Annotated in this window: 19 protein-coding genes; 11 read left to right on the top strand and 8 right to left on the bottom strand. The window is 45.6% G+C overall.

All coding sequences use genetic code 11. The features are described 5' to 3' along the window. Positions 1-66 precede the first annotated feature (66 nt). Positions 67-996, top strand: a complete 930-nt coding sequence (locus tag AACR11_RS11220) for a Kdo(2)-lipid IV(A) acyltransferase (protein ID WP_005446281.1) — start codon at positions 67-69, stop codon at positions 994-996. 62 nt (positions 997-1,058) lie between these two features. Here AACR11_RS11220 and panC read toward each other — a convergent pair whose 3' ends face one another. From panC to sfsA, 7 genes are all read right to left on the bottom strand, one after another. Beyond that, complete coding sequence (gene panC / locus AACR11_RS11215; RefSeq protein ID WP_029790348.1) at positions 1,059-1,961, bottom strand: pantoate--beta-alanine ligase; 903 nt, start codon at positions 1,959-1,961, stop codon at positions 1,059-1,061. A gap of 11 nt (positions 1,962-1,972) precedes the next feature. Next, positions 1,973-2,767: a 3-methyl-2-oxobutanoate hydroxymethyltransferase gene (gene panB / locus AACR11_RS11210; RefSeq protein ID WP_009698748.1), complete on the bottom strand. Its 795-nt coding sequence runs from the start codon at positions 2,765-2,767 to the stop codon at positions 1,973-1,975. Positions 2,768-2,791: 24 nt separating this feature from the next. Beyond that, entirely contained in the window at positions 2,792-3,277 is a 486-nt protein-coding gene (gene folK / locus AACR11_RS11205) for a 2-amino-4-hydroxy-6-hydroxymethyldihydropteridine diphosphokinase (RefSeq protein WP_029790349.1), read from the bottom strand. Continuing rightward, the gene (pcnB, locus tag AACR11_RS11200) at positions 3,274-4,641 is read right to left on the bottom strand and encodes a polynucleotide adenylyltransferase PcnB (RefSeq protein WP_005446289.1); all 1,368 of its coding nucleotides are present in this window, start codon (positions 4,639-4,641) and stop codon (positions 3,274-3,276) included. The genes folK and pcnB overlap by 4 nt, the downstream gene beginning before the upstream one ends. An 81-nt stretch (positions 4,642-4,722) precedes the next feature. Beyond that, on the bottom strand, positions 4,723-5,607 hold the full coding sequence (gluQRS, locus tag AACR11_RS11195; RefSeq protein ID WP_005446291.1) for a tRNA glutamyl-Q(34) synthetase GluQRS: 885 nt from the start codon (positions 5,605-5,607) through the stop codon (positions 4,723-4,725). A 113-nt stretch (positions 5,608-5,720) separates the two neighbouring features. Next, the gene (gene dksA, locus AACR11_RS11190) at positions 5,721-6,167 is read right to left on the bottom strand and encodes an RNA polymerase-binding protein DksA (protein WP_005439389.1); all 447 of its coding nucleotides are present in this window, start codon (positions 6,165-6,167) and stop codon (positions 5,721-5,723) included. A gap of 136 nt (positions 6,168-6,303) precedes the next feature. Continuing rightward, a complete protein-coding gene (gene sfsA, locus AACR11_RS11185; RefSeq protein ID WP_029790350.1) occupies positions 6,304-7,020 on the bottom strand; it encodes a DNA/RNA nuclease SfsA in 717 nt (238 codons plus the stop codon). A gap of 66 nt (positions 7,021-7,086) precedes the next feature. Between sfsA and hrpB the strand changes: the two genes are divergently transcribed. The 10 genes from hrpB to AACR11_RS11135 all read left to right on the top strand — a co-directional run bounded on the left by hrpB (position 7,087) and on the right by AACR11_RS11135 (position 23,554). Beyond that, a complete protein-coding gene (gene hrpB / locus AACR11_RS11180) occupies positions 7,087-9,555 on the top strand; it encodes an ATP-dependent helicase HrpB (protein ID WP_029790352.1) in 2,469 nt (822 codons plus the stop codon). Further along, entirely contained in the window at positions 9,548-11,935 is a 2,388-nt protein-coding gene (mrcB, locus tag AACR11_RS11175) for a penicillin-binding protein 1B (protein WP_009698745.1), read from the top strand. Before hrpB ends, mrcB begins: the two co-directional genes overlap by 8 nt. An 87-nt stretch (positions 11,936-12,022) precedes the next feature. Next, positions 12,023-14,341, top strand: a complete 2,319-nt coding sequence (locus tag AACR11_RS11170) for a patatin-like phospholipase family protein (protein ID WP_029790354.1) — start codon at positions 12,023-12,025, stop codon at positions 14,339-14,341. A 270-nt stretch (positions 14,342-14,611) separates the two neighbouring features. Continuing rightward, a complete protein-coding gene (gene acnB / locus AACR11_RS11165) occupies positions 14,612-17,200 on the top strand; it encodes a bifunctional aconitate hydratase 2/2-methylisocitrate dehydratase (protein ID WP_029790355.1) in 2,589 nt (862 codons plus the stop codon). Between the two features lie 281 nt (positions 17,201-17,481). Beyond that, positions 17,482-17,850 carry a YacL family protein gene (locus AACR11_RS11160; RefSeq protein WP_009698742.1) on the top strand — a complete coding sequence of 123 codons (369 nt, stop codon included), beginning with the start codon at positions 17,482-17,484 and terminating at the stop codon, positions 17,848-17,850. A 188-nt stretch (positions 17,851-18,038) separates the two neighbouring features. Beyond that, positions 18,039-18,377: a P-II family nitrogen regulator gene (locus AACR11_RS11155; protein ID WP_005439398.1), complete on the top strand. Its 339-nt coding sequence runs from the start codon at positions 18,039-18,041 to the stop codon at positions 18,375-18,377. A 25-nt stretch (positions 18,378-18,402) separates the two neighbouring features. Further along, positions 18,403-19,632: an ammonium transporter gene (locus AACR11_RS11150; RefSeq protein WP_029790357.1), complete on the top strand. Its 1,230-nt coding sequence runs from the start codon at positions 18,403-18,405 to the stop codon at positions 19,630-19,632. A 152-nt stretch (positions 19,633-19,784) separates the two neighbouring features. Further along, on the top strand, positions 19,785-20,798 hold the full coding sequence (locus AACR11_RS11145; RefSeq protein ID WP_005446300.1) for a Fe(3+) ABC transporter substrate-binding protein: 1,014 nt from the start codon (positions 19,785-19,787) through the stop codon (positions 20,796-20,798). A 99-nt stretch (positions 20,799-20,897) separates the two neighbouring features. Then, positions 20,898-22,523 carry an ABC transporter permease gene (locus AACR11_RS11140; RefSeq protein ID WP_017189149.1) on the top strand — a complete coding sequence of 542 codons (1,626 nt, stop codon included), beginning with the start codon at positions 20,898-20,900 and terminating at the stop codon, positions 22,521-22,523. Beyond that, on the top strand, positions 22,523-23,554 hold the full coding sequence (locus tag AACR11_RS11135) for an ABC transporter ATP-binding protein (RefSeq protein WP_029790358.1): 1,032 nt from the start codon (positions 22,523-22,525) through the stop codon (positions 23,552-23,554). Before AACR11_RS11140 ends, AACR11_RS11135 begins: the two co-directional genes overlap by 1 nt. Before the next feature lie 103 nt (positions 23,555-23,657). On the opposite strand, the gene AACR11_RS11130 is transcribed toward AACR11_RS11135, so the two are convergent. Next, on the bottom strand, positions 23,658-25,070 hold the full coding sequence (locus AACR11_RS11130) for a phosphoglucomutase/phosphomannomutase family protein (protein WP_009698740.1): 1,413 nt from the start codon (positions 25,068-25,070) through the stop codon (positions 23,658-23,660). Positions 25,071-25,081 lie beyond the last annotated feature (11 nt).

Genomic DNA, 25,081 nt, shown 5'->3' with positions numbered 1-25,081 from the left:
TTCGACTTTTTACATGCTAGGTTTTACTCATTTCTGTAAATGCATTTGTTGTAAATGAGTCAAGCCATGAATACCGTTCCGTCCCCACCTTTCACCTTGAAATTGCTTCTCCCTAAATACTGGTCTGTCTGGTTTGCATTTGGCTTGCTCGCGTTTGTTGTTAATGCGCTACCGTATCCGCTACTGCGAGCTCTGGGAAGAGGTATTGGCTCCCTTGCAATGCTGCCAATGAAGCGCCGCCGGAAAATTGCTAAGCGTAATCTCAAGCTCTGCTTCCCTGAATATAATGAACAACAGTGTGAGGAGTTGGTGAAGGCAAACTTTAAATACACCGGCATGGCACTGATTGAAACGGGCATGGCTTGGTTTTGGCCCGATTGGCGGGTAAAACGTTTGGTGACGGTGGTTGGTAAAGAGCGCATTCTTGAACAAGAAAGAAATGGACGTGGTGTGCTGGTGATATGCAGCCACCATCTTAACTTAGAGATGACGGCGCGTATTTTTAGCCAATTTGCGAAAGGGTACGGTGTGTATCGCCCGAACTCAAACCCTGCTTATGAGTTTATTCAGCATCGCGGTCGAACGCGCTGTGGGCATCAAATGATAGACCGAAAAGACGTAAAGTCGATGCTTAAAGTTCTGAAAAATGGTCAGCGACTGTGGTACCTACCAGATCACGATTACGGGGTGAACAATTCGGTGTTTGCTCCTTTCTTTGCTGTTGAACAGGCGGCAAGTACGGCGGGGTCGAGTGTATTAATTGATGCAACCAAGTGTGCGGTGATGTCCGGAGTGACGGTCATGAACGATAACCGATATACGCTTTACATTGGTGAGGATCTGAGTGGGCAGTTTGAACGACGAAATCCAGTTAAAGCCGCGAGTATTTTGAATCAAGAGATTGAAGGGATGATAAAACGAGATATTCCCGCGTGGATGTGGTTGCACAAGCGATTTAAGACTCGCCCTGAAGGACTTCAATGCGTCTACTCATAAATCTCATTACCAGATACAAAAAAGGTCGGCTTAGTGCCGACCTTTTTATTTAAGACTTAGATTTACTCTGCGCTCGCTGAGCTTTCTTCGCTTGATTCATCTTCTTTGGTTTCTACTGCCATATCAACCGTTTGGTTGTCGATTAGGCGGGCTTTTCCTAAGAATGCTGACATCAAGATTACCGCTTGGGTTGTCTCTGCAGTGATTGCTTGAAGTGTACGAGCATCACGGATGAAGATTTCATCTGGTTGAAGACCTGCTGCACGAAGCTGATCGCTTGCGTCTTCAATCACTGATGCGTAATCATCACGACCGCCACGTATTGCGCTGCTGATCCAACGCATTGTACGAGCTAGCACTGGTGCACGTTGACGCTCATCAATCGTCAAAAGACCATTGCGTGAGCTCATTGCAAGACCGTCCATCTCACGTACTGTTGGTACGCCAATAATCTCGATGTCCATTGCCAAGTCTTCAACCATCTTGCGAATCACGGCAAGTTGTTGGAAGTCTTTTTCACCAAAGCACGCAACATCAGGTTGAACGATGTTGAAAAGCTTGTTTACGATGGTAGTAACGCCACGGAAATGACCTGGGCGAGAAGCACCTTCAAGAATGGTAGATAGACCAGGAACATCAACAAACGTTTGTTTATCCAAGCCTTCTGGGTAGATGATTTCAGGTGTTGGTGTGAACACGATTTCTACGCCTTCACCACCTAGCTTGCTCAAATCTTCTTCTAGAGTTCGAGGGTAGTTGTTTAAATCGTCTGCACGGTCAAACTGCATCGGGTTTACAAAGATGCTTACAACAACGACATCCGCGTATTCGCGAGCTTTACGAACAAGTGTTAAGTGACCTTCATGGAGGTTGCCCATAGTTGGAACAAACGCCACTTTACGACCTTCACGCTTAAAGGTTTTTACTTGTTCACGAATCGCTGAGATTTCCGCAAAAGTTTGCATGCATTTATCCTCTAGGCAATGGTATGAGCTTCGTCTGGGAATGCACCGCTTTCAACATCAGCCATGTATTGAGCCACGGCTTTGCGCATATCGCCTGTTTCAGCAAGGAAGTTTTTCGAGAATTTTGGCATGTAGTTCGCCGAAATTCCAAACATATCGTGCATTACAAGAATTTGACCATCTGTCACATTACCTGCACCAATACCAATTACTGGAACATCAAGAACTTGCGTAATGCGAGCCGCTAATTCAGCAGGAACACACTCTAGTAAAACAATTTGAGCACCAGCTTCTTGCAGTGCCAGTGCGTCTTTTACCATACGATCGGCTTTTTCTTGATCGCGGCCTTGCACCTTGTAACCACCAAAGATATTGACTGATTGAGGGGTTAGACCAAGGTGAGCACATACTGGTACAGCACGTTCAGTTAGCATCTTAACGGTATCAACTAACCAGTCGCCGCCCTCGATTTTTACCATATTTGCACCAGCACGCATTAGCGTTGCTGCGTTCTCACACGCTTGCTCTGGCGTAGCGTAGCTCATGAATGGCATATCAGCCATCAATAGACAGTTTGGACTGCCTGCGCGTACACAGCGGGTGTGATAAGCGATATCTTCAACAGTAACTGGTAACGTGTCTGATTTACCTTGCAGAACCATACCTAGAGAGTCACCTACTAATAAAACAGGCATTTCTTGGCTTTCAAAAAGTTGGGCAAAGCTCGCATCGTATGCAGTTGAAGTAGCAAATTTACGACCTTCTTGCTTCCACTTAATCAGGTCGTTAATGGTCATTTTTTTCATTGTTTTTTCCTCACTAGGAGTTGGCTATGACTGCCAAATGCTGAGGCCGTTACGATCTACTTGCTCAAGTAGTGACGATACCTCGGTCCCGTCTGGGAGTTGTAAACTTGGTGCAATTTCCGCAAGAGGGTAGAGTACGAACTCGCGCTCTCTCATTCCATAGTGTGGAACTGTCAGTCTTTCGGAATCAATCACCTCATTGCCGTAAAGAATTATATCGAGATCCAAGGTTCTTGGTCCCCAACGTTCATCTTTACGGACACGCCCTTGTTCTTGCTCAATCGCTTGGGTGCAATCGAGTAGCTCAAGAGGCGTCAAATTGGTTTTTATCGCCACAACCGCATTGATGTAATCCGGTTGGTTTTGTGGTCCCATCGGCGTACTGCTGTAGAGCGAAGAGGCTTGCACAAACTCAGAGTTTGGGATTGATTTTAGAGCCTCAATCGCTTGTTTCGCTTGGCTGACGGGATCAGCCAAGTTACTGCCTACCGCAATGTATGCTGTGATCATGATTTTGGCTTACTCTTTTTCTTGCGATAGGTTTTGCGGCGGCGTTGACCGGTTTTAGGTGCTTGGCTATCAAGGTCACCTGCCATTGCTTGGCGCATTTCTCGGCCTGCATTTTGGAAAGTTTCCCACCACTTGGCAAGCTTCTGAGTCTCGCCACCCTCAATTTCACCGCGCATTTCAAGAAAATCAAAGCCAGCTCTAAATTTGTTGAGCTCCATTAGGCGGAATGCACGCTTACCATTACGTCGAGGAAGACGTAATTGCAGTTGCCAAATTTCACGGATAGTGGCGGTATGACGGCGTGGAATAGCAATCGTACGAACTTGGTCATCAAGAATGATGTTGCTCGCTTCCATGATGGCATCGTAATGGCACAGATTACGCTGTTCCATTAACTTATCTGCCATCGCACATAGCGGGTACCACAGCATTGCAGCAAACATGAATGCTGGGTTAATGCGCTTGCCTTCTTCAATACGCATGTCGGTTGAATCAAGCACTAAATCGAGCATTTGCTCGGTGTGAGATTCGTATTCTTCCGTGAAGTGCTCAGCAATTGCTGGGAACAACTGTTGGAATAGGTTGTACTCACGCAGGAGGTGATAGGTCTCTAGGCCATGACCTGATTGAAGCAGCTTTAACGATTCTTCGAACAGGCGCGCAGATGGGATGTCGCGTAGTAGCGTTGACATCTCTTCAATTGGTGCGGCGGTGTCTTCTTCGATGTCGAAGTCGAGTTTCACGGCAAAGCGAATCGCACGCAGCATACGTACAGGGTCTTCGCGATAGCGGGTTTCTGGATCACCGATCAGGCGAACAAGGCGGTCTTCTAGGTCTTCAATACCACGCGCGTAGTCGTGAATTGAGTAGTCTGCGATGTTGTAGTACATCGAGTTAATCGTGAAGTCACGGCGCTCTGCATCTTCATCAATCGTGCCGTAAACATTGTCACGAAGCAGCATGCCTTCTTTAGACTGCTGTGAAACGTTCTTGTTTTTTTGCTCTTGGTGGTGACCGCGGAAAGTCGCAACTTCGATGATGTCACGTCCAAACATAATGTGGGCGAGACGGAAGCGACGACCAATCAAACGGCAGTTTCTAAACAGTTGCTTGATTTGTTCTGGAGTCGCGTTGGTTGCGATATCAAAGTCTTTTGGTTTCTGTCCAAGCAGTAAGTCTCGAACCCCGCCACCCACAAGAAAAGCATCGAAACCGGCACCGTTTAGTCGGTATAGCACCTTCAGTGCATTGTCACTGATCTGCTTACGCGAAATGTTGTGCTCTTCACGAGTAATTACATTGAGAGCGAGTTCTGGGATCATGGCAGATTCGCTTGTTGTATAGTCGTTTGTATTCATGTGCATCTGGCAATAACTGGGTTTAATCCAATCTTGCTTTGGTTAGTTTTTTACGCCTCTAGGGCCAATTTTGCGGCTAATGATAGCCTACGCAGTGCCGTTTGAGAATCTCGGTGTGATCTCGATCTCTGCTGGAAGCTGCTCTAAACACCAATTTTTACATCCCCAACGCAGTATTTCATCTACATTAGCGGCTTGAATGGCTTCTGGAATATGGAAGCCTAAAAACGTCATGGCGTGCAGCAGAGCAGGCTTCGGATTATCGACATCAATCGCTGTCGCATGATTTTGTTTCGACAGCTTGTTGCCATTAGTATCCATCGCTAATGGCAAATGTAAGTAGCTAACTTCTGGTTTTCCAAGGATTTGGTACAAGCTGATTTGACGACCTGTAGGTTCAATTAAATCGGCTCCACGGACGACTTCAGTCACCCCTTGGTCAATGTCATCTAATACTACCGCAAGATTATAGGCAAATAATCCATCTCGACGTTTAATAATGAAATCTTCATTTACTAACGCAGGAGGCATGGTCATCAAGCCATGCTTCTGATCGAGAAAATTAGCGATGGGCTTGGTCATTTTTAGGCGAATCGCGCCTTCTTTCAAGCCTTTGTCGCGACAAGTGCCGGGATAATAACCACCATGCTCTTTGATTTGTTTGCGTGTGCATTGGCAATAGTAAGCGTCACCATTCTCTAACCAAGTATCAATTTGCGTCTGATAAAGGTCGTGACGGTCACTTTGATAGACCACTTCGCCATCCCAATGCAGTTGATATGCTTTTAGCGCATTCAATATAGCCTCAGCCGCTCCTGGCATCTCTCTTGGTGGATCAAGGTCTTCAATACGAACGAGCCAAGTACCCTGGTTAGCTTTCGCTTGGAAATAGCTGCCCAATGCAGCAACGAGGGAACCAAAATGTAATGGACCAGAAGGGGATGGGGCGAATCGACCTACATAGCGTGTCATGCGTATATCTCGAAATTATACGGGTATAAAAAGCGACAAACTCGACGTTGCGAAGTTAGCTAAAACAAAAAGGGAGCCTGAGCTCCCTTTCAATAATCATAATGCCAGATTGATTAACCTTGCATCTGTTTCTCTTTGATCTCTGCAAGTGTTTTACAGTCAATACAAAGGTCTGCAGTTGGACGCGCTTCTAGGCGACGAACGCCGATCTCTACGCCACAAGATTCACAGAAGCCAAAGTCGTCTTCAGTGATTTTATCTAGAGTCTTTTCGATCTTCTTGATCAGACGACGCTCACGGTCACGGTTACGCAGTTCTAAGCTGAACTCTTCCTCTTGAGAAGCACGGTCAACTGGATCTGGGAAGTTTGCTGCTTCGTCCTGCATGTGGTGTACAGTGCGATCGACTTCTTCCCTGAGCTGATTACGCCAAGCTGTTAAGATCTTTGTAAAGTGTTCAACCTGCTCTGGTGACATGTATTCTTCACCAGGCTTTTCCTGATATGGCTCCACACCGGCAATGGCTAGGATGCCTATCGTTTTCTTCTTTGATTCTGGCATACAGCATCTCCTACTTACACCTAGTCAACTGCTTTGCAGTCAATTTAAGGCGGGTATCTATAGCAAAAAGAGGCGGTGCAGGCAATTACTGAATTGCAAACTTATCATCATTGTGAAGATGACATCATTTTTTCTCTTAATTGATAAATTCAATCGCCGAGATTAGTTTGATTTCAGTGTTGCTTAACTCAGCTTTATAGCAGAGAACTTCCACACCAGCGTCTTGTGCTTGTTTTAGTAACGTTGAATATTTCGCGTCTATATGGTGCGCCGCGGATACTTTTTCAATACCTGAATGTAAAACAGTGAATAAAAGTATGGCTCTACTTCCATTTTGTGCCATTTCTGTGAGCTCTCTCAGGTGCTTTTGCCCTCTGGTAGTCACGGCATCAGGGAAATAACCTTGTCCTGATGAGCTTTCTTCATCAAGTAGGGTGACGCTCTTCACTTCTATATAACACTTTGATTTGTCGCTTGCGCTGAGCAAGATATCAATTCGGCTATTTTCATTGCCATATTTCACCTCAGTTTGAAGTTGGTCATATCCCAACAACTCTGAAATGACATTATTTTCAATTGCTTCTACGGCTAATTGGTTCGCGCGAGCGGTATTAATGCAGATCCGATGCCCTCGTGCGGTTTCACTGAGTTCCCAGCTGTTCGGATATTTGCGCTTTGGGTTATCGGAAGTGGAGTACCAAACTTTGTTGCCCGGAGTGGCACAGCCTGTCATTGCGCCAGTGTTCGCACAGTGAATTGTTCGAATCTCACCGTTATCCAGTTCGATATCGGCAAGAAAGCGTTTGTAGCGTTTGAGCAGAGTCGCTGACTCTAGAGCGGGTTCGAATTGCATTTGCTTATTTAGCCAAGAGTGTTTTTATGTACAATGTTGCCAACATTACACCACAGGGTATTTCCTTTGTCACAATTGCCGATTGAAGCCGTGATGCCACAATTACTTACGGCGGTCAAAAATCAACATCAAGTGATCCTCAAAGCCGCACCAGGTGCTGGTAAATCCACGTACTTCCCACTGCAACTTCTACAAAAACAATCTGTGACAGGCAAAATCGTGATGCTGGAGCCTCGACGTCTGGCGGCGCGTAATATCGCTCGTTATCTCGCACAGCAGTTAGGTGAACAAGTCGGAGAACGTGTTGGGTACCGAGTTCGCGGTGAAACGAAGGTGAGTAAAAATACGCAACTTGAAATTGTGACTGAAGGGATCATGACCCGTATGATCCAAAGTGACCCTGAATTAAACGGCATCGATTTACTGATCTTTGATGAATTTCATGAGCGTAGCATTCACGCAGACACGGCGTTGGCTTTCAGTTTAGAGGTTCAAGAGGCATTACGAGATGATTTAAAGCTTGTTGTGATGTCGGCAACGCTCGATCAAGGTGCGTTGCAAACCTTGCTGCCAGAGGCGGCATATATAGAGTCTCAAGGTCGCAGTTTTGAGGTAGAGACTCGTTACTTGCCGCTAGGAGTCAACGATCACCTACCGACATCAATGGCAAAAACAATAGAAAGTTTAATTCAGAAAGAGTCTGGTTCTTTGCTTGCTTTTCTTCCGGGTGTTGGTGCCATCAAGCAAGTGCAAGAGCGTTTAGTACACCTACCTGATAACGTAGAAGTGTGTCCGTTATACGGTCAACTTAGCTTTGCCGAGCAGCAAAAAGCCATCGCTCCTGCTTCTGGAGATAAACGCAAAGTCGTGCTCGCGACTAACATTGCCGAAACTTCTTTGACCATTGAAGGTATTCGACTAGTTGTTGATTCTGGATTAGAGCGTGTGGCGCGTTTTGATTTGAAGAATGGGCTTACGCGATTAGAGCAAGTACGAGTGGCACAATCGTCTGCGATTCAACGTTCTGGTCGTGCAGGGCGTATTGAAGAGGGGATTTGCGTTCGCCTTTACTCTGAAAGCCAATTTAAGCAGCAACCACAAGTGCCACAGCCAGAAATACTGCACTCAGACTTAGCGAGCCTAGTGATGGAGTTAGCCTTTTGGGGAGCGGGAGATATTTCCGAGCTCAAATGGCTCAACACTCCTTCGGCGGCATCTCTTGCTCAAGCTAAGCAGTTGTTAATTGCGTTAGGGCTGGTTTCTGAGCAAGGTCAACTGACTCCTGAGGGCAAAATTGCTCATGAGCTTGGCGTAGAACCTCGCTCGGCAGCTATGCTAATTCAAGCACAGCAACATGACGTAAAAATGCTAAACACTGCACTGGCTGCGGTCGCTCTTATTGAAGAGCCAGAGCGTAATATCACGAATATCGCACACAGCTTACATCGTTGGGTGAGTGGTACACATCCGAAAAAATCGATATTGCATAAGCGATCTCAAACCGTCGCCCTTAAACTGGATACGCTGTTCAGTCTATCAGAGGTTGATGAGCGAGCACTGCCGTTAGTATTAAGCCTTGCATTTCCTGATCGTGTCGCGCAGCAACGCTCGAATCAACATGGGCGTTTTACATTGTCCAACGGACATGGTGCTGAGTGCCGACCAGAAGAAACTTTAGGCGATTGTGATTACTTAATCGCGATTGATTTAATGCGATCGCATTCCAACTCTAGTCAAATTAATCTGGCTTGTGAACTAGATATCAATGAGTTAGAAGAAGTGTTTGTTCATCTCTTTACAACAGATAACGTGGTTGATTGGGATGAGAAAAAAGGTCGATTGATGGCTGAGCGTCAAGTTAAGCTTGGGCGTTTGATTATCAAGCGGGATGCCTTGCCAAGCCCAGGCAAAGAAAAAATGACACAAGCTTTACTCACCTATGTCCGCCGTCAGGGCTTACAAAGTCTAAACTGGACACCAGCAGCGGAGAATTTACTAGAACGTATTCGCTGCGCAGTGGAATGGTTACCAGAGCAGGCTTGGCCAAGTTTTGATGACGTTGATTTGCTGGCGAGCTTAGAAGAGTGGTTAGAGCCATACATGAGTACGGTTGCCTCAGTGAAAGACTTGGCAAAGGTAAATTTAGTGGAAGCACTAAATGCTCGATTGGGATGGCCGTTGAATCAGCATATTGATGAGTGGTTGCCTGAAGAGTACCGCCTGCCAACTGGTTCGAAAAAGCGAATTCGTTATCAGTGTGGTCATGAGCCTGTGCTTTCTGTCCGTATGCAAGAGGTGTTTGGTGAAAGTACTTCACCAACTGTGGCACAGGGACGAAAGCGCCTGGTGCTTGAATTACTCTCTCCAGCACAACGCCCTCTTCAGGTGACGACAGATCTCGCCGCATTCTGGGTGGGAAGCTACAAAGAAGTACAGAAAGAAATGAAAGGTCGTTACCCTAAGCATGTTTGGCCTGACGATCCAGCGACGCATGTAGCGACAACCAAAACAAAAAGACAATTGAACAATGACTGATACTAAAAAGCCCGGTGCAAAGCGAGCGCCAGCCAAGAAGACCGCGTCAAGTAAAACGACGACTAAGAAAAGTGGCGCAAAACGCCCAAGAAAATCACCAGCGAAAAAAACAAACAATGGTAAACGTTCTTGGCTTAAAGTCATTTGGTCGTTCAGTTGGAAAGCCGGCGTTGCCTTGGCTGCGGTGTTATTGTTTGTCGGTATTTACCTAGATAGTGTGGTTAAAGATCGCTTTGATGGTCAGTTGTTTGATCTGCCTACGGTGGTTTACGCCCGCATTCTCAATTTAAGTCCGGGACAGAACATTACGATTAAAGAGATGCGTAATGAACTCGATGTGCTGAATTACCGTAAAGTCAGCCAGCCTCGTTACCCAGGTGAGTATTCATCCTCTTCAACGCGTATTGAACTGATTCGTCGTCCGTTTGAATTTGCTGACGGACCAGAGCCTGATCGTCATGTGATGTTGCATTTCTCAAGCAGCGGCTTACAACGTATTCAATCTTTAGAGTCGAAAGGTGATCTTGGCTACTTACGCATTGAACCTAAGATGTTGGGAATGCTGGAAAAAGACCAAAATGAGCAACGTTTGTTCTTACGCCGCGATCAATTCCCGGAGATCTTAGTTGATGCATTATTAGCGACGGAAGATCGCGACTTTTATCAACACGATGGTGTATCACCACTTGCCATTGCACGTGCTTTAGTGGCGAACATCAAAGCGGGTCGTACCGTACAAGGCGGCAGTACGCTAACTCAACAGTTGGCGAAAAACTTGTTCCTGACTCGTGATAAAACCTTGTGGCGTAAGGTACGTGAAGCGTATATCGCTTTAATTCTCGATTATCGTTACAGCAAAGACCGTATTCTGGAAGCTTACCTCAACGAGGTATATTTGGGTCAGAGCGGTGGTGATGCGATTCATGGTTTCGCTTTGGCATCACGCTATTACTTCGGTCAGCCTATCCAAGAGCTACGTATCGATCAGCTTGCAATGCTAGTGGGAATGGTAAAAGGACCATCTTACTACAACCCTATTCGCTACCCAGAACGTACTAAGACGCGTCGTGACTTAGTACTGCGTCTACTGATGCAACAAGACATGCTGACTGCGCAGCAATACGAACAAGCGGTGAGTCGTCCACTTGATACACAAAGCAAGCCACGTATCGCTAGTCGACAGCCTGCGTATTTCCAACAACTGAATATCGAACTGAAAGAGAAGGTGGGTGACAACTTCAAAGCAGAAACCGGATTACGCTTATTTACCTCTCTTGATCCTGTATCGCAAAGTAAACTCGAAAAAGCCATTGCGAAGAAAGTCCCTGAACTGGCAAAACGTGCGGGTAAGGAGCTTGAAGCGGCTGCTGTTGCCGTGGATCGTCATAGCGGTGAAATTCGCGCAATGGTTGGCGGTAAACGTGTCGGGTATGAAGGCTTTAACCGTGCACTGAATGCCAGTCGTCCAATTGGGTCATTGGTTAAACCTGCTATCTATCTGACGGCATTGGAGCAACCTGAAAAATACAACCTTGGGACAACGCTTCATGATACGCCTCTGAGTTTGAAGGGGAGCAAAGGCTCCGTTTGGTCGCCACGCAACTTTGACCGTAAGTTTCGTGGTGATGTTCCGTTGTATTTAGCCTTGGCAAAATCATTGAATGTACCAACCGTTCGTTTGGGGATGCAGCTTGGTATCCCAGAGGTGTCTAATACCTTAGAACGCCTTGGTGTTGATAAGAATGAAATTCGCCCTGTGCCATCCATGTTCTTGGGCTCATTTTCATTAACACCGTTTGAAGTAGCGCAAATGTATCAAACGCTGACTAACTCTGGTAAGCGTGCCAAGCTGTCGGCGCTGCGTTCGGTTGTCGATATGGACGGCAATGTGCTTTATCAATCTCTCCCTCGGTCAGCCCCAGCAGTAGATGAACAAGCGGCTTGGTTAACGACCTATGCTATGAAGCAAGGTGTCGCACAAGGGACAGGACGATTCCTACAAAGTCAGTTTGCTTGGGCAGCACTAGCAGGAAAAACGGGTACGAGTAACGACAGTCGTGACAGTTGGTTTGTGGGGATTGATGGGCGTGAAGTTACCACGATTTGGCTTGGGCGCGATGACAATAAGTCTACCAAGTTGACAGGTTCAAGCGGTGCATTGCGTGTTTACGCGGAATACTTGAAACAGCGTATTCCTGAAAGGTTGGAGCTACCTTGGCCAAAAGAGGTGACGACACTTGGCTTCCAAAAAGCAGCGAACGGCGCGTTAGAAATCAATTGTCGTAGTGAGTACAAATTGCCAGTGTGGGACAAAACTGGGCAAATCAAACAACAATGCGAGAAAAAGTCGAACTGGTTGAATAATTTATTTGATTGGTAAGACCATCAAAAACACCATCACTGACTTGTGCAGTTGTTCAATTCTTAGTACAAGTAGGTGTTAAATATTCAATAAAGGAAGAAGTGAATGTTCAAAAAGTCGATCTCAAGCTCATGGTTGCGTTTTATTGCACTGTGGGTCTGCTCCTTTTTGATTGCCACTCCTTCCTTTGCCAAACACATCAGTGATGATCATCCTCGCCCTAAAATTGCCGTCGTGCTTGCTGGTGGTGGTGCAAAAGGTGCCGCCCATATCGGGGTTTTAAAGGCGCTTGAAGAGATGCATATTCCGGTTGATATCATTACCGGCACTAGCATGGGCGCTTATGTCGGTGGTTTATATGCAACTGGCATGAGCGCGGATGAAATTGAAAGCTTTATCTACAGTGTGGATTGGAACAGCGGCTATCGAGACCGTGTTGACCGCAGCCAACGTCGCGTCCGCGACAAAGAATATGAAGACCGTTATCAAATCACGACAGATCTAGGCTTAAGGTTTGGTGAAGTTCGTTCACCGACTGGTGTCGTTCAAGGGCAGAATATGCTTCGTATTTTGCGTGAAACGACAGGTAACCTTGGTCGTTTTGACTCTTTCGATGACCTTGCTATCCCATACCGCTCAGTCGCCACTGACATTGTTGAATTGGAAGAAGTGGTGCTTGATAACGGCTATCTTGTTGATGCAATGATGGCAAGTATGTCTGTTCCAGGCGCACTCCCTCCTTATGAACTAAATGGTCATATGCTGGTGGATGGCGGTGTGGTCAATAACATGCCCGTAGATGTCGCTCGTGCTATGGGGGCCGACATCGTTATTGCGGTGGATATCAGTACTGACTACAAAAGCAAAGAAGACTTTACCGGTTTGTTTACCGTTGCTGATCAGCTTTCTAACTATCTTGTTCGTCGTAGTACCCAAGAGCAAGCCGAAACACTAAGCGGAGATGATGTTTATATTCGTCCTAATGTAGGGCAAATGGAGACGGTTGAGTTCAATAAAATGCCCGATGCGTTTCAGGCTGGTTATGAGATCACCAAGAGTCTTGGGTCCAAATTGAAAGGCTTGAGTGTGTCGAATGCCGAGTACCAAAAGTACATTGAGCACAAGCAAGATGCGCGTAAAAATCTGGAATATGGTGATCAGCGCGTGGTTGATCAGATTGTATTGGTGAACAATACGCACTATAGCGATGTGTTGCTGACTAACCGTCTAGAGCTTGATACTGGGCGACCATTAAAAACAGACGAAATCGAAAAAGCGGTCGAAAACCTTTATGCGCTGGATCGCTTTGAATTGATCACTTACCACTTCGAAGAGATCGATGACGTTAATCTATTGGTCTTTGAGGTAAACGAAAAGTCATGGGGACCGAACTACCTCAATTTTCGCTTCTTCCTAGAAGATGACTTTAACACTGACAGCCAGTACGGAATCGGCGTGTCAGCAAACTTCACCAATCTGAACTCTCACGGTGCGGAACTGACTCTAAATGTTGATATGGGCACTGATAAACTGATTGAAGCGGAGTTGTACTCTCCAGTACTTTCGAGTCAGGAATTGTTTGTTTCTGGAAAACTCAATTACAACACTGAGAACCGGAACTTACCTATCGATGACGAGTTTGAAAACCCCGATATCGGCTCCGTTTATGACTATTTACCCGTTTCTTATACCGAGTTTATCACTGAGCTGGCAGCGGGTGTGCAACCAACCTTGTGGCAAGAATTCCGAGTTGGTGGTCGCTATACCAAAGGGACGATAGAGGCCTCCACCATTCAGTCTGCGGGTGAGCTCGACTACGAGCGATTGGGGGTATTTGCCAACTATCGCTTAGATACACTGGATGACTTTGCATTTCCGACTCGTGGCATGCTGATTGACTTGGACTACCTTGTTTCTCATGACAAAACCCCAGAAGATCTCCGAGGTGAAAACGCAAAAAACAGTATTGAAGATACGGTTTATGAAATTACCGCTCGTTTTAAGGGGGCGGTGACTCACAGTCGTCATACTTTAGTCGGTCAAGCGGAATACAGCTTTGTTGAGAGTAAAAACTCTTTTGTACCTTTGGACCCTAGAGAGCTAGGTGGTTTCTTAAATTTGTCCGGTATCCCTCGTAACAGTCTGATTGGACAAAACTTATTCTATACCAGTTTGGTGTATCGTTATAAATGGATGGATAACGACTTTGGGCTGTTTGAAGCGCCAGTTTACCTTGGTGCATCCCTTGAACATGGTGGTGTTTGGTCGGATAACGATCTCAAGCTGAATGAGGCACCGCTGTACAATGCCGCATCAATTTTCTTTGGTGTTGATTCGCCAATAGGACCCGTTATGTTGGCATACGGTCGTACAGAGCAGAATTTAGATGCTGTGTACTTGATCGTTGGAACATCATTTAAATAACCGGGAATAGGACAGCAAAATCTCCGCATATTTAGCCAAAATTTACCGGACTTTAGTCGTAAGTTGCTATGTTGGTCAAAATGATGAGATTTTAATTTAACGTTAAATTTGCTATCCTTTCGCCCACAGTTTGGCCTCTACGGCGCTGTTTCTCAATCAGAATTGAATGAAAACAAGGGCAATGGAGAGCCAAGTTTCCAAGGATGTTCACTCCTTTACTTTGAAAAATAGTAATTAAAAAGGAGGAACCGCAATGAGAGGAAAAAAGTCGTGCTTGAAGCCTACCGTAAACACGTCGAAGAGCGTGCTGCCGAAGGAGTTGTTCCTAAACCGCTAGACGCTGAACAAGTTGCTGGACTTGTTGAACTTCTGAAAAATCCCCCGCAAGGTGAAGAAGCTTTTATTCTTGACCTACTAGAGAACCGTATCCCACCAGGTGTAGATGAAGCTGCTTATGTAAAAGCGGGTTTCCTGACGGCGGTAGCAAAAGGTGAAGTGGAATCACCACTTGTGAGCCGTGAAAAGGCAGCTGAGCTACTAGGTACAATGCAAGGCGGTTACAACATCGCTCCTCTAGTTGAATTCCTAGAAGATGACCTACTAGCGCCTATTGCTGTAAAAGCGCTGTCTCATACTCTACTGATGTTTGACGCTTTCTATGATGTTGAAGAGAAGGCTAAAGCAGGTAATGCATTCGCGAAACAAGTTCTACAATCGTGGGCTGATGCTGAATGGTTCACATCGAAGAAGAAAGTCGCGGATCAGATTACTGTTAAAGTATTTAAAGTAACCGGTGAAACCAACACCGATGACTTGTCTCCAGCTCCAGATGCTTGGTCTCGTCCAGATATTCCTGTACACGCAAAAGCGATGCTGAAAATGGAACGTGATGGCATTGTACCGGATCAACCAGGCAGCGTTGGTCCTATCAATCAAATTGAAGAACTGCAAAAAGACGGCATTCCACTAGCATACGTAGGTGATGTTGTTGGTACCGGTTCTTCGCGTAAATCAGCAACTAACTCAGTGCTTTGGTTTATGGGTGAAGATATCCCATTTGTACCAAATAAGCGCACGGGTGGTATCTGTCTAGGTGGTAAGATCGCCCCAATTTTCTACAACACGATGGAAGATTCTGGTGCACTACCAATTGAACTAGACGTGCAAAACATGAACATGGGTGATGTGATTGATATCTTCCCATACGAAGGTGTTGTGCGTAAAAACGGTGAAGAGATCTCTAGCTTTGAACTGAGCAAAGTGTTGCTTGATGAAGTTCGTGCTGGTGGTCGTATTCCACTGATTATTGGTCGTGGCTTAACAAGCCGTGCTCGTGCATCACTTGGTCTAGAAGAAACCGATCTTTTTGCTAAGCCTGTTGACCCTTCAGCTTCTGATAAAGGTTACACCTTGGCTCAGAAGATGGTGGGTAAAGCATGTGGCGTAGAAGGTGTACGTGCAGGTCAATACTGTGAACCGAAGATGACAACGGTAGGTTCTCAGGATACTACCGGTCCAATGACACGTGACGAACTAAAAGACCTTGCGTGTCTAGGCTTCTCTGCTGATCTCGTGATGCAGTCATTTTGTCACACGTCTGCTTATCCAAAACCAGTCGATGTAAATACGCACCATACACTACCTGACTTCATTATGAACCGTGGCGGTGTATCGCTTCGTCCTGGTGATGGTGTAATTCACTCATGGTTAAACCGTATGCTTCTACCTGATACCGTTGGTACGGGTGGTGATTCACATACACGTTTCCCTCTTGGTATTTCATTCCCAGCAGGTTCAGGTCTCGTAGCATTCGCAGCTGCGACAGGTGTTATGCCACTGGATATGCCAGAGTCAATCTTGGTACGCTTTAAAGGTGAAATGCAGCCAGGTATCACGCTACGTGACTTGGTACATGCCATCCCTTACTACGCAATCCAACAAGGTCTACTGACGGTTGAGAAAGCAGGTAAGATCAACGAATTCTCTGGTCGTGTACTAGAAATTGAAGGCGTTGAGCACCTAACTGTAGAGCAGGCATTCGAGCTGTCTGATGCATCAGCAGAGCGTTCTGCGGCAGGTTGTACAGTTAAGCTATCTCAAGAGTCTATCGAGGAATACCTAAACTCAAACATCACTATGCTTAAGTGGATGATCTCGGAAGGTTACGGCGATCGTCGTACTATCGAGCGTCGTATCACAGCGATGGAAGAGTGGTTAGCAAACCCAGAGTTGATGGAAGCAGATACGGATGCAGAATATGCGCACATCATTGAAATCGACCTAGCAGATATTCACGAGCCAATCCTATGTGCACCGAACGATCCAGATGACGCTCGTCTTCTATCTGAAGTTCAAGGTACACAGATTGATGAAGTGTTTATCGGTTCTTGTATGACTAACATTGGTCACTTCCGTGCAGCAGGTAAATTGCTAGAGCAATACGGTGGTCAATTAGATACTCGTCTATGGGTGGCACCGCCAACCAAGATGGACCGTGATCAACTGACAGAGGAAGGTTACTACGGTATCTATGGTCGTGCTGGTGTACGTATTGAAACGCCAGGGTGTTCTCTATGTATGGGTAACCAAGCACGCGTAGCAGATAAAGCGACGGTAATGTCGACTTCAACGCGTAACTTCCCGAACCGTCTTGGTACGGGTGCTAATGTTTACCTTGCGTCTGCGGAGCTAGCAGCGGTAGGTGCAATTCTAGGTAAGATTCCAACCAAAGAAGAGTACTTAGAATACGCGAAGCAAATTGATGCGACAGCAGCAGACACATACCGCTACTTGAACTTCCACAAGATGGATCAGTACACCAAGAAAGCGGCAGAAGTGATTTTCCAAGAGCCTGCATAATTCTTAGTGAGCTTTGCTAATACTTGATAAGCGCCCACCATTTGGTGGGCGTTTTTTTAGATAACGCATTGCGAGAGATCCCCAGCTCGCTCGTACCTCGCTCTTGAGGATGACGATTAAATAGCCAAGAGTAAAAACGATGTCATTCCCGAAAACGACAAAAGAGTGCTGTCGGGAATCTCTTTTAAACAAGCGATTGAGAGAGCTCTGCGTCTCGCGCTTCTCCCATCCCATATCTCCCTGTATACTCCGCACCAAATTGATACGAAAAGGCGATCTCGATGGAGTTTGAATTCATCCGCAATACATTGATGGGCGAATATTATGTCAAATGCAGTATGGGGCATGAGATTGTAGGTCGCTGGCTACAAGAAGAAATTGGCAAAGATCCGGCTAAGATTGCGCAAGTTGAAAGCTTGGTTGAACAGGCATTTTCTTCGCCATCTCAAGAGCATAGATTAACTGGATCTGAGATAAGTTTAATGATCGTCGGCGATGAAGTTCTGGTTCAAGAAAACGTACTGGGTCACGACTATGAAGTCGAGATGGAAAGTGAGTTCGATTTCTATGATGCTGAGAGTACTGCGAGTTGTGGTATTGAGGACTTTTGTGCCTTGATAGAGCAGTGGAAAGACTTTTTGAACATTTAATGCACAATTTTGGGTAGTCTAATTAGGGTTGCCTTATATTTGTGAAAAGGGCGCACCGATGTGGTGCGCCCTTTTTGTTTATAAGATTATTATTTTTAATAAGTTCATATAAATCAAGTAGATAAAAAGTTGGCACGCAGCTTGGATTAATACAAGTGTTTCAGGATGAAAGCTGCGGAGAAGATTCAATGAAAATCATTAATGCCATTATAAAGCCTTTTAAATTAGACGATGTGCGCGAAGCATTGGCTGATGTCGGTATTGAAGGGATGACAGTATCAGAGGTTAAAGGTTTTGGTCGCCAAAAAGGGCACACGGAACTATATCGTGGTGCTGAATACCAAGTCGACTTTCTACCAAAAGTAAAACTAGAAATCGCGACCCATGCAGACAATGTGGAACGCGTGGTAGAAGCCATCACTAAAGCGGCTCAAACCGGAAAAATTGGTGACGGCAAGATTTTTGTCTACGACCTAAACCAAGCCGTGCGTATTCGTACTGGTGAAATGGACGCAGAAGCACTTTAAGAATTCAAGGGATTGGAGAACTATCATGGAATTAACAACAACGGTAACGGAATTACGTTACGCACTCGACACCTTTTTCTTCCTCATTTCCGGTGCGTTGGTAATGTGGATGGCAGCAGGCTTTGCCATGCTGGAAGCGGGCTTAGTTCGCTCTAAAAACACCACCGAAATTCTAACCAAAAATATCTGTCTATATGCGATTGCCTGTACCATGTTCTTATTGGTCGGCTACAACATTATGTATGTTGATAATGGCGAAGGCGGCTGGCTACCATCATTTGGTACGCTAATTGGCACACAAGGTGAAGGGGCAGATCATTCTCTAGAGTCGGACTTCTTCTTCCAAGTTGTATTCGTAGCTACAGCAATGTCAGTCGTATCTGGTGCAGTTGCTGAGCGCATGAAGCTTTGGTCTTTCCTTATCTTCTCTGCGGTACTGACGGCATTTATCTACCCTATGGAAGGTTACTGGACTTGGGGCGGTGGTTTCTTATCAGAAGCTGGCTTTAGTGACTTTGCTGGTTCAGGCATTGTACACATGGCGGGTGCAGCAGCAGCGTTAGCTGGCGTATTACTACTGGGTGCTCGTAAAGGTAAATATGGCAAAAATGGTGAAATCTACCCAATTCCAGGTTCAAACATGCCTCTAGCGACATTAGGTACATTCATCCTTTGGTTTGGTTGGTTCGGTTTCAACGGCGGTTCTCAACTAATGGTCTCTGACTTTGAGAACGCGACAGCGGTAGGTCAAATTTTCTTGAACACTAACGCAGCGGCAGCGGCAGGCGCAATTGCAGCTCTACTAGTGTGTAAAACCACTTGGGGTAAAGCTGACCTAACGATGATTCTGAACGGTGCCTTGGCAGGTCTTGTAGCAATCACTGCCGATCCTCTATCACCATCACCACTTTATGCTGTGGCTATCGGTGCGGTGTCTGGTGCGCTAGTTGTGTTCAGTATCATTGGTCTGGATAAAGTGAAGATTGATGATCCTGTAGGTGCTATCTCAGTTCATGGTGTGTGTGGCTTCTTTGGTCTTATGGTTGTGCCGCTAAGTAATGGTGATGCCACATTTGGTGCACAGCTTCTAGGTGCTGCTGTTATCTTCGCTTGGGTATTCGGTGCAAGCCTTGTGGTATGGGCAATTCTGAAGGCAACAATTGGTATCCGAGTGTCGGAAGACGAAGAGTTGGAAGGTATGGATATGCACGACTGTGGTGTTGGCGCTTACCCAGAATTCGTGACTGTGAAATAACAGTCATAACGACACAATTCGTTACAAAGTTAATCATCAAAAACCTGCTCTGACGAGTAGGTTTTTTTTATGGATTAATTGTTTTCTTATTGAACATGCATATAATAACGCAACTGATAAACGTTATCATTAGCATGGTAAAGGATTAAACAATGAAAAAACTGCTAACTCTTTCAGCGATTACTTGCGCAACTCTAGCTCCAACAGCAATGGCTGCTGAAGAAGTGAACGTCTACTCTTACCGTCAACCTTTCCTAGTTGAACCTATGTTCAACGAGTTCACTAAAGAAACTGGTATCAAAGTAAACGTTAAGTTTGCGAAAAAAGGTCTAGCAGAGAAGTTGGCTCAGGAAGGCGAATACAGCCCTGCTGACGTAATCCTTACTACAGATATCAGCCGTCTAGCTGAACTGACAAACAAAGGTCTGGTTCAAAAGGTAGACAGCAAAATCATCGAAGAAAACGTACCTGCACAGTACCAAGATAAAGAAAACGAGTGGTTTGCTCTCACTCTACGTACTCGTAACGTTTACTCTTCACGTGACCGTGTTGGTAAGCTAGGTAACGATTTCAACTATGCAGACCTAGCAAAGCCTGAATTCAAAGGTAAAATCTGTACACGTAGCGGTAAGCACCCTTACAACGTATCTCTAGTGTCTTCTATGATCGCGCACCACGGTGAAGCTGAAACAAAAGAGTGGCTAGAAGGCGTTAAAGCGAACCTAGCTCGTAAGCCTCAAGGTAACGACCGCGCTCAAGTTAAAGCAATCAAAGAAGGTCTATGTGACGTTTCTCTAGGTAACAGCTACTACCTAGGTAAGATGGTTAACGACAAAGAGCAAAAAGCTTGGGCTGACGCGGTATACATCAACTTCCCTAACCAAGAGACAACAGGTACTCACGTAAATATCTCTGGTATGGCAATGGCGAAGTTCTCTCCAAACAAAGACAACGCTGTGAAGCTAATGGAATTCCTAACGGGTGACAAAGCGCAGCAAATGTATGCAGAAGTAAACTACGAGTACCCAGTAAAAGAAGGCGTTAAGCGTTCTGAACTTGTGGAATCTTGGGGTGACTTCAAAGCAGATACTATCTCTCTAGATGACATTGCTTCTCACCACGAAGCTGCAATTAAGCTACTAGATGAAGTGAAATTTGACCTTTAATTCCATGTGGAGGTATAACTATACCCCCATTTGATTAAAGGATATGAGATGTATTTGCAACTGCATTTGTATTTCATAAAGCCTTGCAGTATTTAGGCAATGAAGAATAAACATTCTCTATGGAAAACCAGTAGTGGGGTGATCACCCTGTTACTGGTTTTGCCGATCTTAGCGATCTTCTATACCGCCATTGGCGAGACGGATGACTTGTTTACGCATTTGATGTCGACGGTCATGCCAACCTACATCTATAACACCGTTGCTCTGACCTCTGGTGTGATGATTCTTTCTTTGATTCTCGGTATCCCAAGCGCTTGGTTTATGGCTATGTGCAAACTGCCAACCGAGAAATGGTTACAATGGGCATTGGTTCTGCCTCTTGCTATGCCGGGTTATATCATTGGTTACATTTTTACGGATTGGTTTGATTTTGCCGGACCGATCCAGATCTTCTTACGTGATATAACCGGATGGGGACCTGGTGAGTACTGGTTTCCTGATATTCGTACCTTGAGTGGTGCGACCTTTGTTCTTTCTCTGGTTCTTTATCCATATGTTTACTTACTCTGCCGAGCGGCATTTATGGAACAGAACGTCTCTTTGTTACAAAGTGCACGCTTACTGAAGTGTTCTCCTTGGGAGAGCTTTTGGCGTATCTCTTTACCGCTTGTTAGACCTTCTATCGCCGTTGGTTTGTCTCTGGTCGCGATGGAAACCATTGGTGACTTCGGCACTGTCAGCTATTTTGCAGTGAACACACTTACCACTGCGGTTTATGATACTTGGCTTGGGTATTCGAACCTGAATGCCGCAGCGAAAATTTCAGCCATGATGTTGGTGATAGTTGTGTTGCTGTTAAGTGCTGAGCGCTACAGTCGCCGCAAGCAGAAGCTGTTCCAAAGCCAGTTTAATAGTCATGAAGATTTTCGCTATGAACTTCAAGGTTGGCAAAAGTGGGGCGCATTAGTTTGGTGTTGGGGCTTGGTTGCGATCGCATTTATTTTTCCTCTGCTACAGTTGATTGATTACGCTATTACTTACTTTGCGCAAAGCTGGACACCGGAGTTTCGTGAATATGCATGGAATAGTTTGGTGGTGTCAGTCGTGGCTGCAATCATCGGTGTTGCGATTGCTTTAACGGTAAACTTTAGTCAGCGAGTCAATGGTGGACGTTCAAGTTTAGCCTTTATGCGCCTATCTTCAATGGGATATGCGGTACCTGGTACTGTGCTCGCCATAGGTGTGATGGTAGCGGTGCTGTTTATGGATCATCGCGTGAACGATATTGCTAAAGCGATGGAGTGGGGTAGACCGGGACTGATCTTCTCAGGATCTATGTTTGCTCTGATTTTCGCGATGGTTGTTCGTTTCTCTGCTGTCGCGATCGGTAGCGTTGAGAGTAACCTAAATAAGATTTCGCCATCGTTGGATATGGCTTCGCGTACGATGGGTTGTACACCAAACACTATGTTGTGGCGTGTGCATTTTCCATTGGTTAAGCGTGGTGCCTTAATTGCTGGTCTGTTGGTGTTCATTGAGTCGATGAAAGAACTCAATGCCGCGTTATTGCTGCGCCCATTTAACTTCGAAACCTTGGCGACGTACGTGTATAACTTTGCCTCGGATGAGCATTTAGAACTTGCTGCATTACCCGCCGTATTACTGGTTCTTGTTGGGTTAATCCCGCTTGTTGTTGTTAACCGTTCACTGGAGCAAAGTCACTGATGAGCTGCGCATTATCGATTAAAAACCTAACTTGTCAGTATGACGATCAGACTGTTCTTGAGTCTCTTTCTCTAGAGGTTGAACAAGGACAGATTGTCTGTCTACTCGGTGCGAGTGGCTGTGGTAAGACGACACTTTTGAAAGCCATTGCTGGGCTGCTTCCTCTGAGTTCCGGTCAAATGAGCTTGAACTGCCTGACTATTGATGACGGAAAAAACTGGTTGCCACCAGAGCAGCGTAATATTGGTATGATTTTCCAAGATTACGCTTTGTTCCCACATCTAACAGTCGCTGAGAACATTGCTTTTGGCTTAAAGAACGAATCGGCGCAGCAAAAGCTGATTAAAGTCGAAGAGATGCTCAGCTTGGTTCATCTTAAAGGTTACGGTGACCGTTACCCGCATCAGCTGTCGGGTGGTCAGCAACAGCGTGTTGCGATTGCTCGTTCACTGGCTTATAAGCCGGATCTTCTGTTGCTTGATGAACCATTTTCTAACATCGATACTCAGGTGCGTCACGAGCTGATCCGTGAAATTCGCAAGATTTTTAAGGAGCAGGGAGTTACTGCGATCTTTGTAACTCACAGTCGTGAAGAAGCTTTTGCTTTTGCCGATAAGATGGCAGTGATGAACCATGGTGTGATTGAACAGTACGGTACTGCCTCTGAACTTTACTACCAACCGTCGAGTAAGTTTGTTGCTGACTTCCTAGGTGGTGGTAGCTACCTTGCTGCAAAGCGAATCTCTGAGAGCGAATTTGATACACACCTTGGCGTGGTGGAAGCGAACGCTCAGCAAGACATTAAGATGGATGGAGACTGTGCGCTGTTACTTCGTCCTCAGCATGTACAGATTGCCGCTGATGAAGAAAGTGCGGTCAAAGTGCTTGAGCAACACTTTATGGGTGATCACTGCCGTTATGTGATTGATGTTAACGGCGACCGTTTATTAGCGACGTCAACGCAAGCGTTGAATGTCGGTGATAGCGTAGCAGTGAAAGTGGAAACACAAGGCGTGTTGGCTTTTGCGTAATCAGTTAAGCCCAAATTCAGCACCATAAAAAAGCCCGGCGCTAAAGCCGGGCAAGTGTTCTTCACCTATAGGTTATGTGCTCGAAGCGGGCACAAGGTGTCAGTTATAAAGACAAGAAGTCTTTAAACTGTTGAAGAACACGTTCCGCAGTGTCCTTATCTTGCATCTCTGCAAAAATACGTAGCAACGGTTCGGTACCAGAGAAACGAGCGATAATCCAACCACCGTTTTTGAAGTAAACTTTCGCACCATCTTCGTAGCTGACTTTTTCGATCTCAAACTCAAACTCAGGTAACTGCTTCTCAATATAAATCTTGTTGAACAACGCGTCTTTTTGCGCAGGTTTGAATTTGCAATCGCCTTCAGCCATATACGCATAGCCGTACTTACCGTAGATTTCATCGAGTAACTCAGACAGTTTTTTACCGGTTACTGAAATCATTTCCACCAATAGGCTTGATGCGAATACGCCATCCTTACCTTTGATGTGACCGCGAATGGTTAGACCGCCAGAACTTTCACCGCCAATCAGTGAATCGTCAGCTTCCATTTGAGAACTGATATGTTTAAAGCCTACAGGAACCTCAAAGCACTTTTCTCCGTGGTCTTCCGCGACTTTGTCGAGTAAGTGTGTAGTTGCGATATTACGCACTACTGAGCCTGTCCAGCCTTTGTATTCAAGCAAGTAGTAGTAAAGCAGCAGTAACACTTCATTTGGATGAATGAAGTTACCTTTCTCGTCGATAATGCCAAGACGGTCTGCATCGCCATCGGTACCGATACCAATGTCATAGCCTTCCTGCTCAACAAGATGCATCAAGCGATAAAGCGTTGCTGCACTTGGCGATGGCATCAATCCACCAAAGTCTGGGTTCTTGCCATCGTTGATCACGTCGACTTCACAGCGACCATTAATCAGTACCGTTTGAAGTGCGTTTTTTGCAACACCAAACATAGGGTCGATCAATACGCGTAGATTTGCCTTTTTGATCGCCTCGATGTCGATAAAGTCAATGATTGAGTCAACAAACTCGTTCATCGGGTTGATGATTTGAATCAGCTTATCTTCAACCGCTTGTTCAAAGTCGACGCTTTTTACATCTTGTGTCGTTAGCGTTGATATTTGTGATTCGATTTTTTGTGTGATGATTTCATCAGCGTCGCGACCGCCTTCAATGAAGACTTTGATGCCGTTGTAATCGGCAGGGTTGTGTGATGCGGTAATACATGCTGAGTAAGCACAACCCATTTCCTTCGCTTTGAACATCACAATAGGCGTTGGAACAAACTTGTCGATAAAGCTAACCACAATGCCGTTTGCTGCTAGTACTTCAGCGAACCAACGACCAGCTTTATCAGAAAGAAAGCGGCGGTCATAACCAATGACAAAACCACGATCAGCCACGGATTCGTTATTCGTAATGTTTGCGACTGCTTGAGCAACCAAACGTACATTATCTTTGGTGAACTCCTCACCGATAAATGCACGCCAACCACCTGTACCAAATTTGATCATAATTCGATCCT

The organism is Vibrio sp. L85, assembly GCF_963871815.1.
In the GTDB taxonomy this organism is placed as follows: domain Bacteria; phylum Pseudomonadota; class Gammaproteobacteria; order Enterobacterales; family Vibrionaceae; genus Vibrio; species Vibrio harveyi.
This window is presented reverse-complemented; position numbering and strand designations above follow the sequence as displayed.

What these genes read in the sequence shown, in the direction of transcription:
- AACR11_RS11220 (WP_005446281.1), top strand. Translation starts at nt 67, where the DNA reads ATGAATACCGTTCCGTCCCCACCTTTCACCTTGAAATTGCTTCTCCCT.
- panC (WP_029790348.1), bottom strand. Translation starts at nt 1,961, where the DNA reads ATGCAAACTTTTGCGGAAATCTCAGCGATTCGTGAACAAGTAAAAACC.
- panB (WP_009698748.1), bottom strand. Translation starts at nt 2,767, where the DNA reads ATGAAAAAAATGACCATTAACGACCTGATTAAGTGGAAGCAAGAAGGT.
- folK (WP_029790349.1), bottom strand. Translation starts at nt 3,277, where the DNA reads ATGATCACAGCATACATTGCGGTAGGCAGTAACTTGGCTGATCCCGTC.
- pcnB (WP_005446289.1), bottom strand. Translation starts at nt 4,641, where the DNA reads ATGCACATGAATACAAACGACTATACAACAAGCGAATCTGCCATGATC.
- gluQRS (WP_005446291.1), bottom strand. Translation starts at nt 5,607, where the DNA reads ATGACACGCTATGTAGGTCGATTCGCCCCATCCCCTTCTGGTCCATTA.
- dksA (WP_005439389.1), bottom strand. Translation starts at nt 6,167, where the DNA reads ATGCCAGAATCAAAGAAGAAAACGATAGGCATCCTAGCCATTGCCGGT.
- sfsA (WP_029790350.1), bottom strand. Translation starts at nt 7,020, where the DNA reads ATGCAATTCGAACCCGCTCTAGAGTCAGCGACTCTGCTCAAACGCTAC.
- mrcB (WP_009698745.1), top strand. Translation starts at nt 9,548, where the DNA reads ATGACTGATACTAAAAAGCCCGGTGCAAAGCGAGCGCCAGCCAAGAAG.
- AACR11_RS11170 (WP_029790354.1), top strand. Translation starts at nt 12,023, where the DNA reads ATGTTCAAAAAGTCGATCTCAAGCTCATGGTTGCGTTTTATTGCACTG.
- AACR11_RS11160 (WP_009698742.1), top strand. Translation starts at nt 17,482, where the DNA reads ATGGAGTTTGAATTCATCCGCAATACATTGATGGGCGAATATTATGTC.
- AACR11_RS11155 (WP_005439398.1), top strand. Translation starts at nt 18,039, where the DNA reads ATGAAAATCATTAATGCCATTATAAAGCCTTTTAAATTAGACGATGTG.
- AACR11_RS11150 (WP_029790357.1), top strand. Translation starts at nt 18,403, where the DNA reads ATGGAATTAACAACAACGGTAACGGAATTACGTTACGCACTCGACACC.
- AACR11_RS11145 (WP_005446300.1), top strand. Translation starts at nt 19,785, where the DNA reads ATGAAAAAACTGCTAACTCTTTCAGCGATTACTTGCGCAACTCTAGCT.
- AACR11_RS11140 (WP_017189149.1), top strand. Translation starts at nt 20,898, where the DNA reads ATGAAGAATAAACATTCTCTATGGAAAACCAGTAGTGGGGTGATCACC.
- AACR11_RS11135 (WP_029790358.1), top strand. Translation starts at nt 22,523, where the DNA reads ATGAGCTGCGCATTATCGATTAAAAACCTAACTTGTCAGTATGACGAT.
- AACR11_RS11130 (WP_009698740.1), bottom strand. Translation starts at nt 25,070, where the DNA reads ATGATCAAATTTGGTACAGGTGGTTGGCGTGCATTTATCGGTGAGGAG.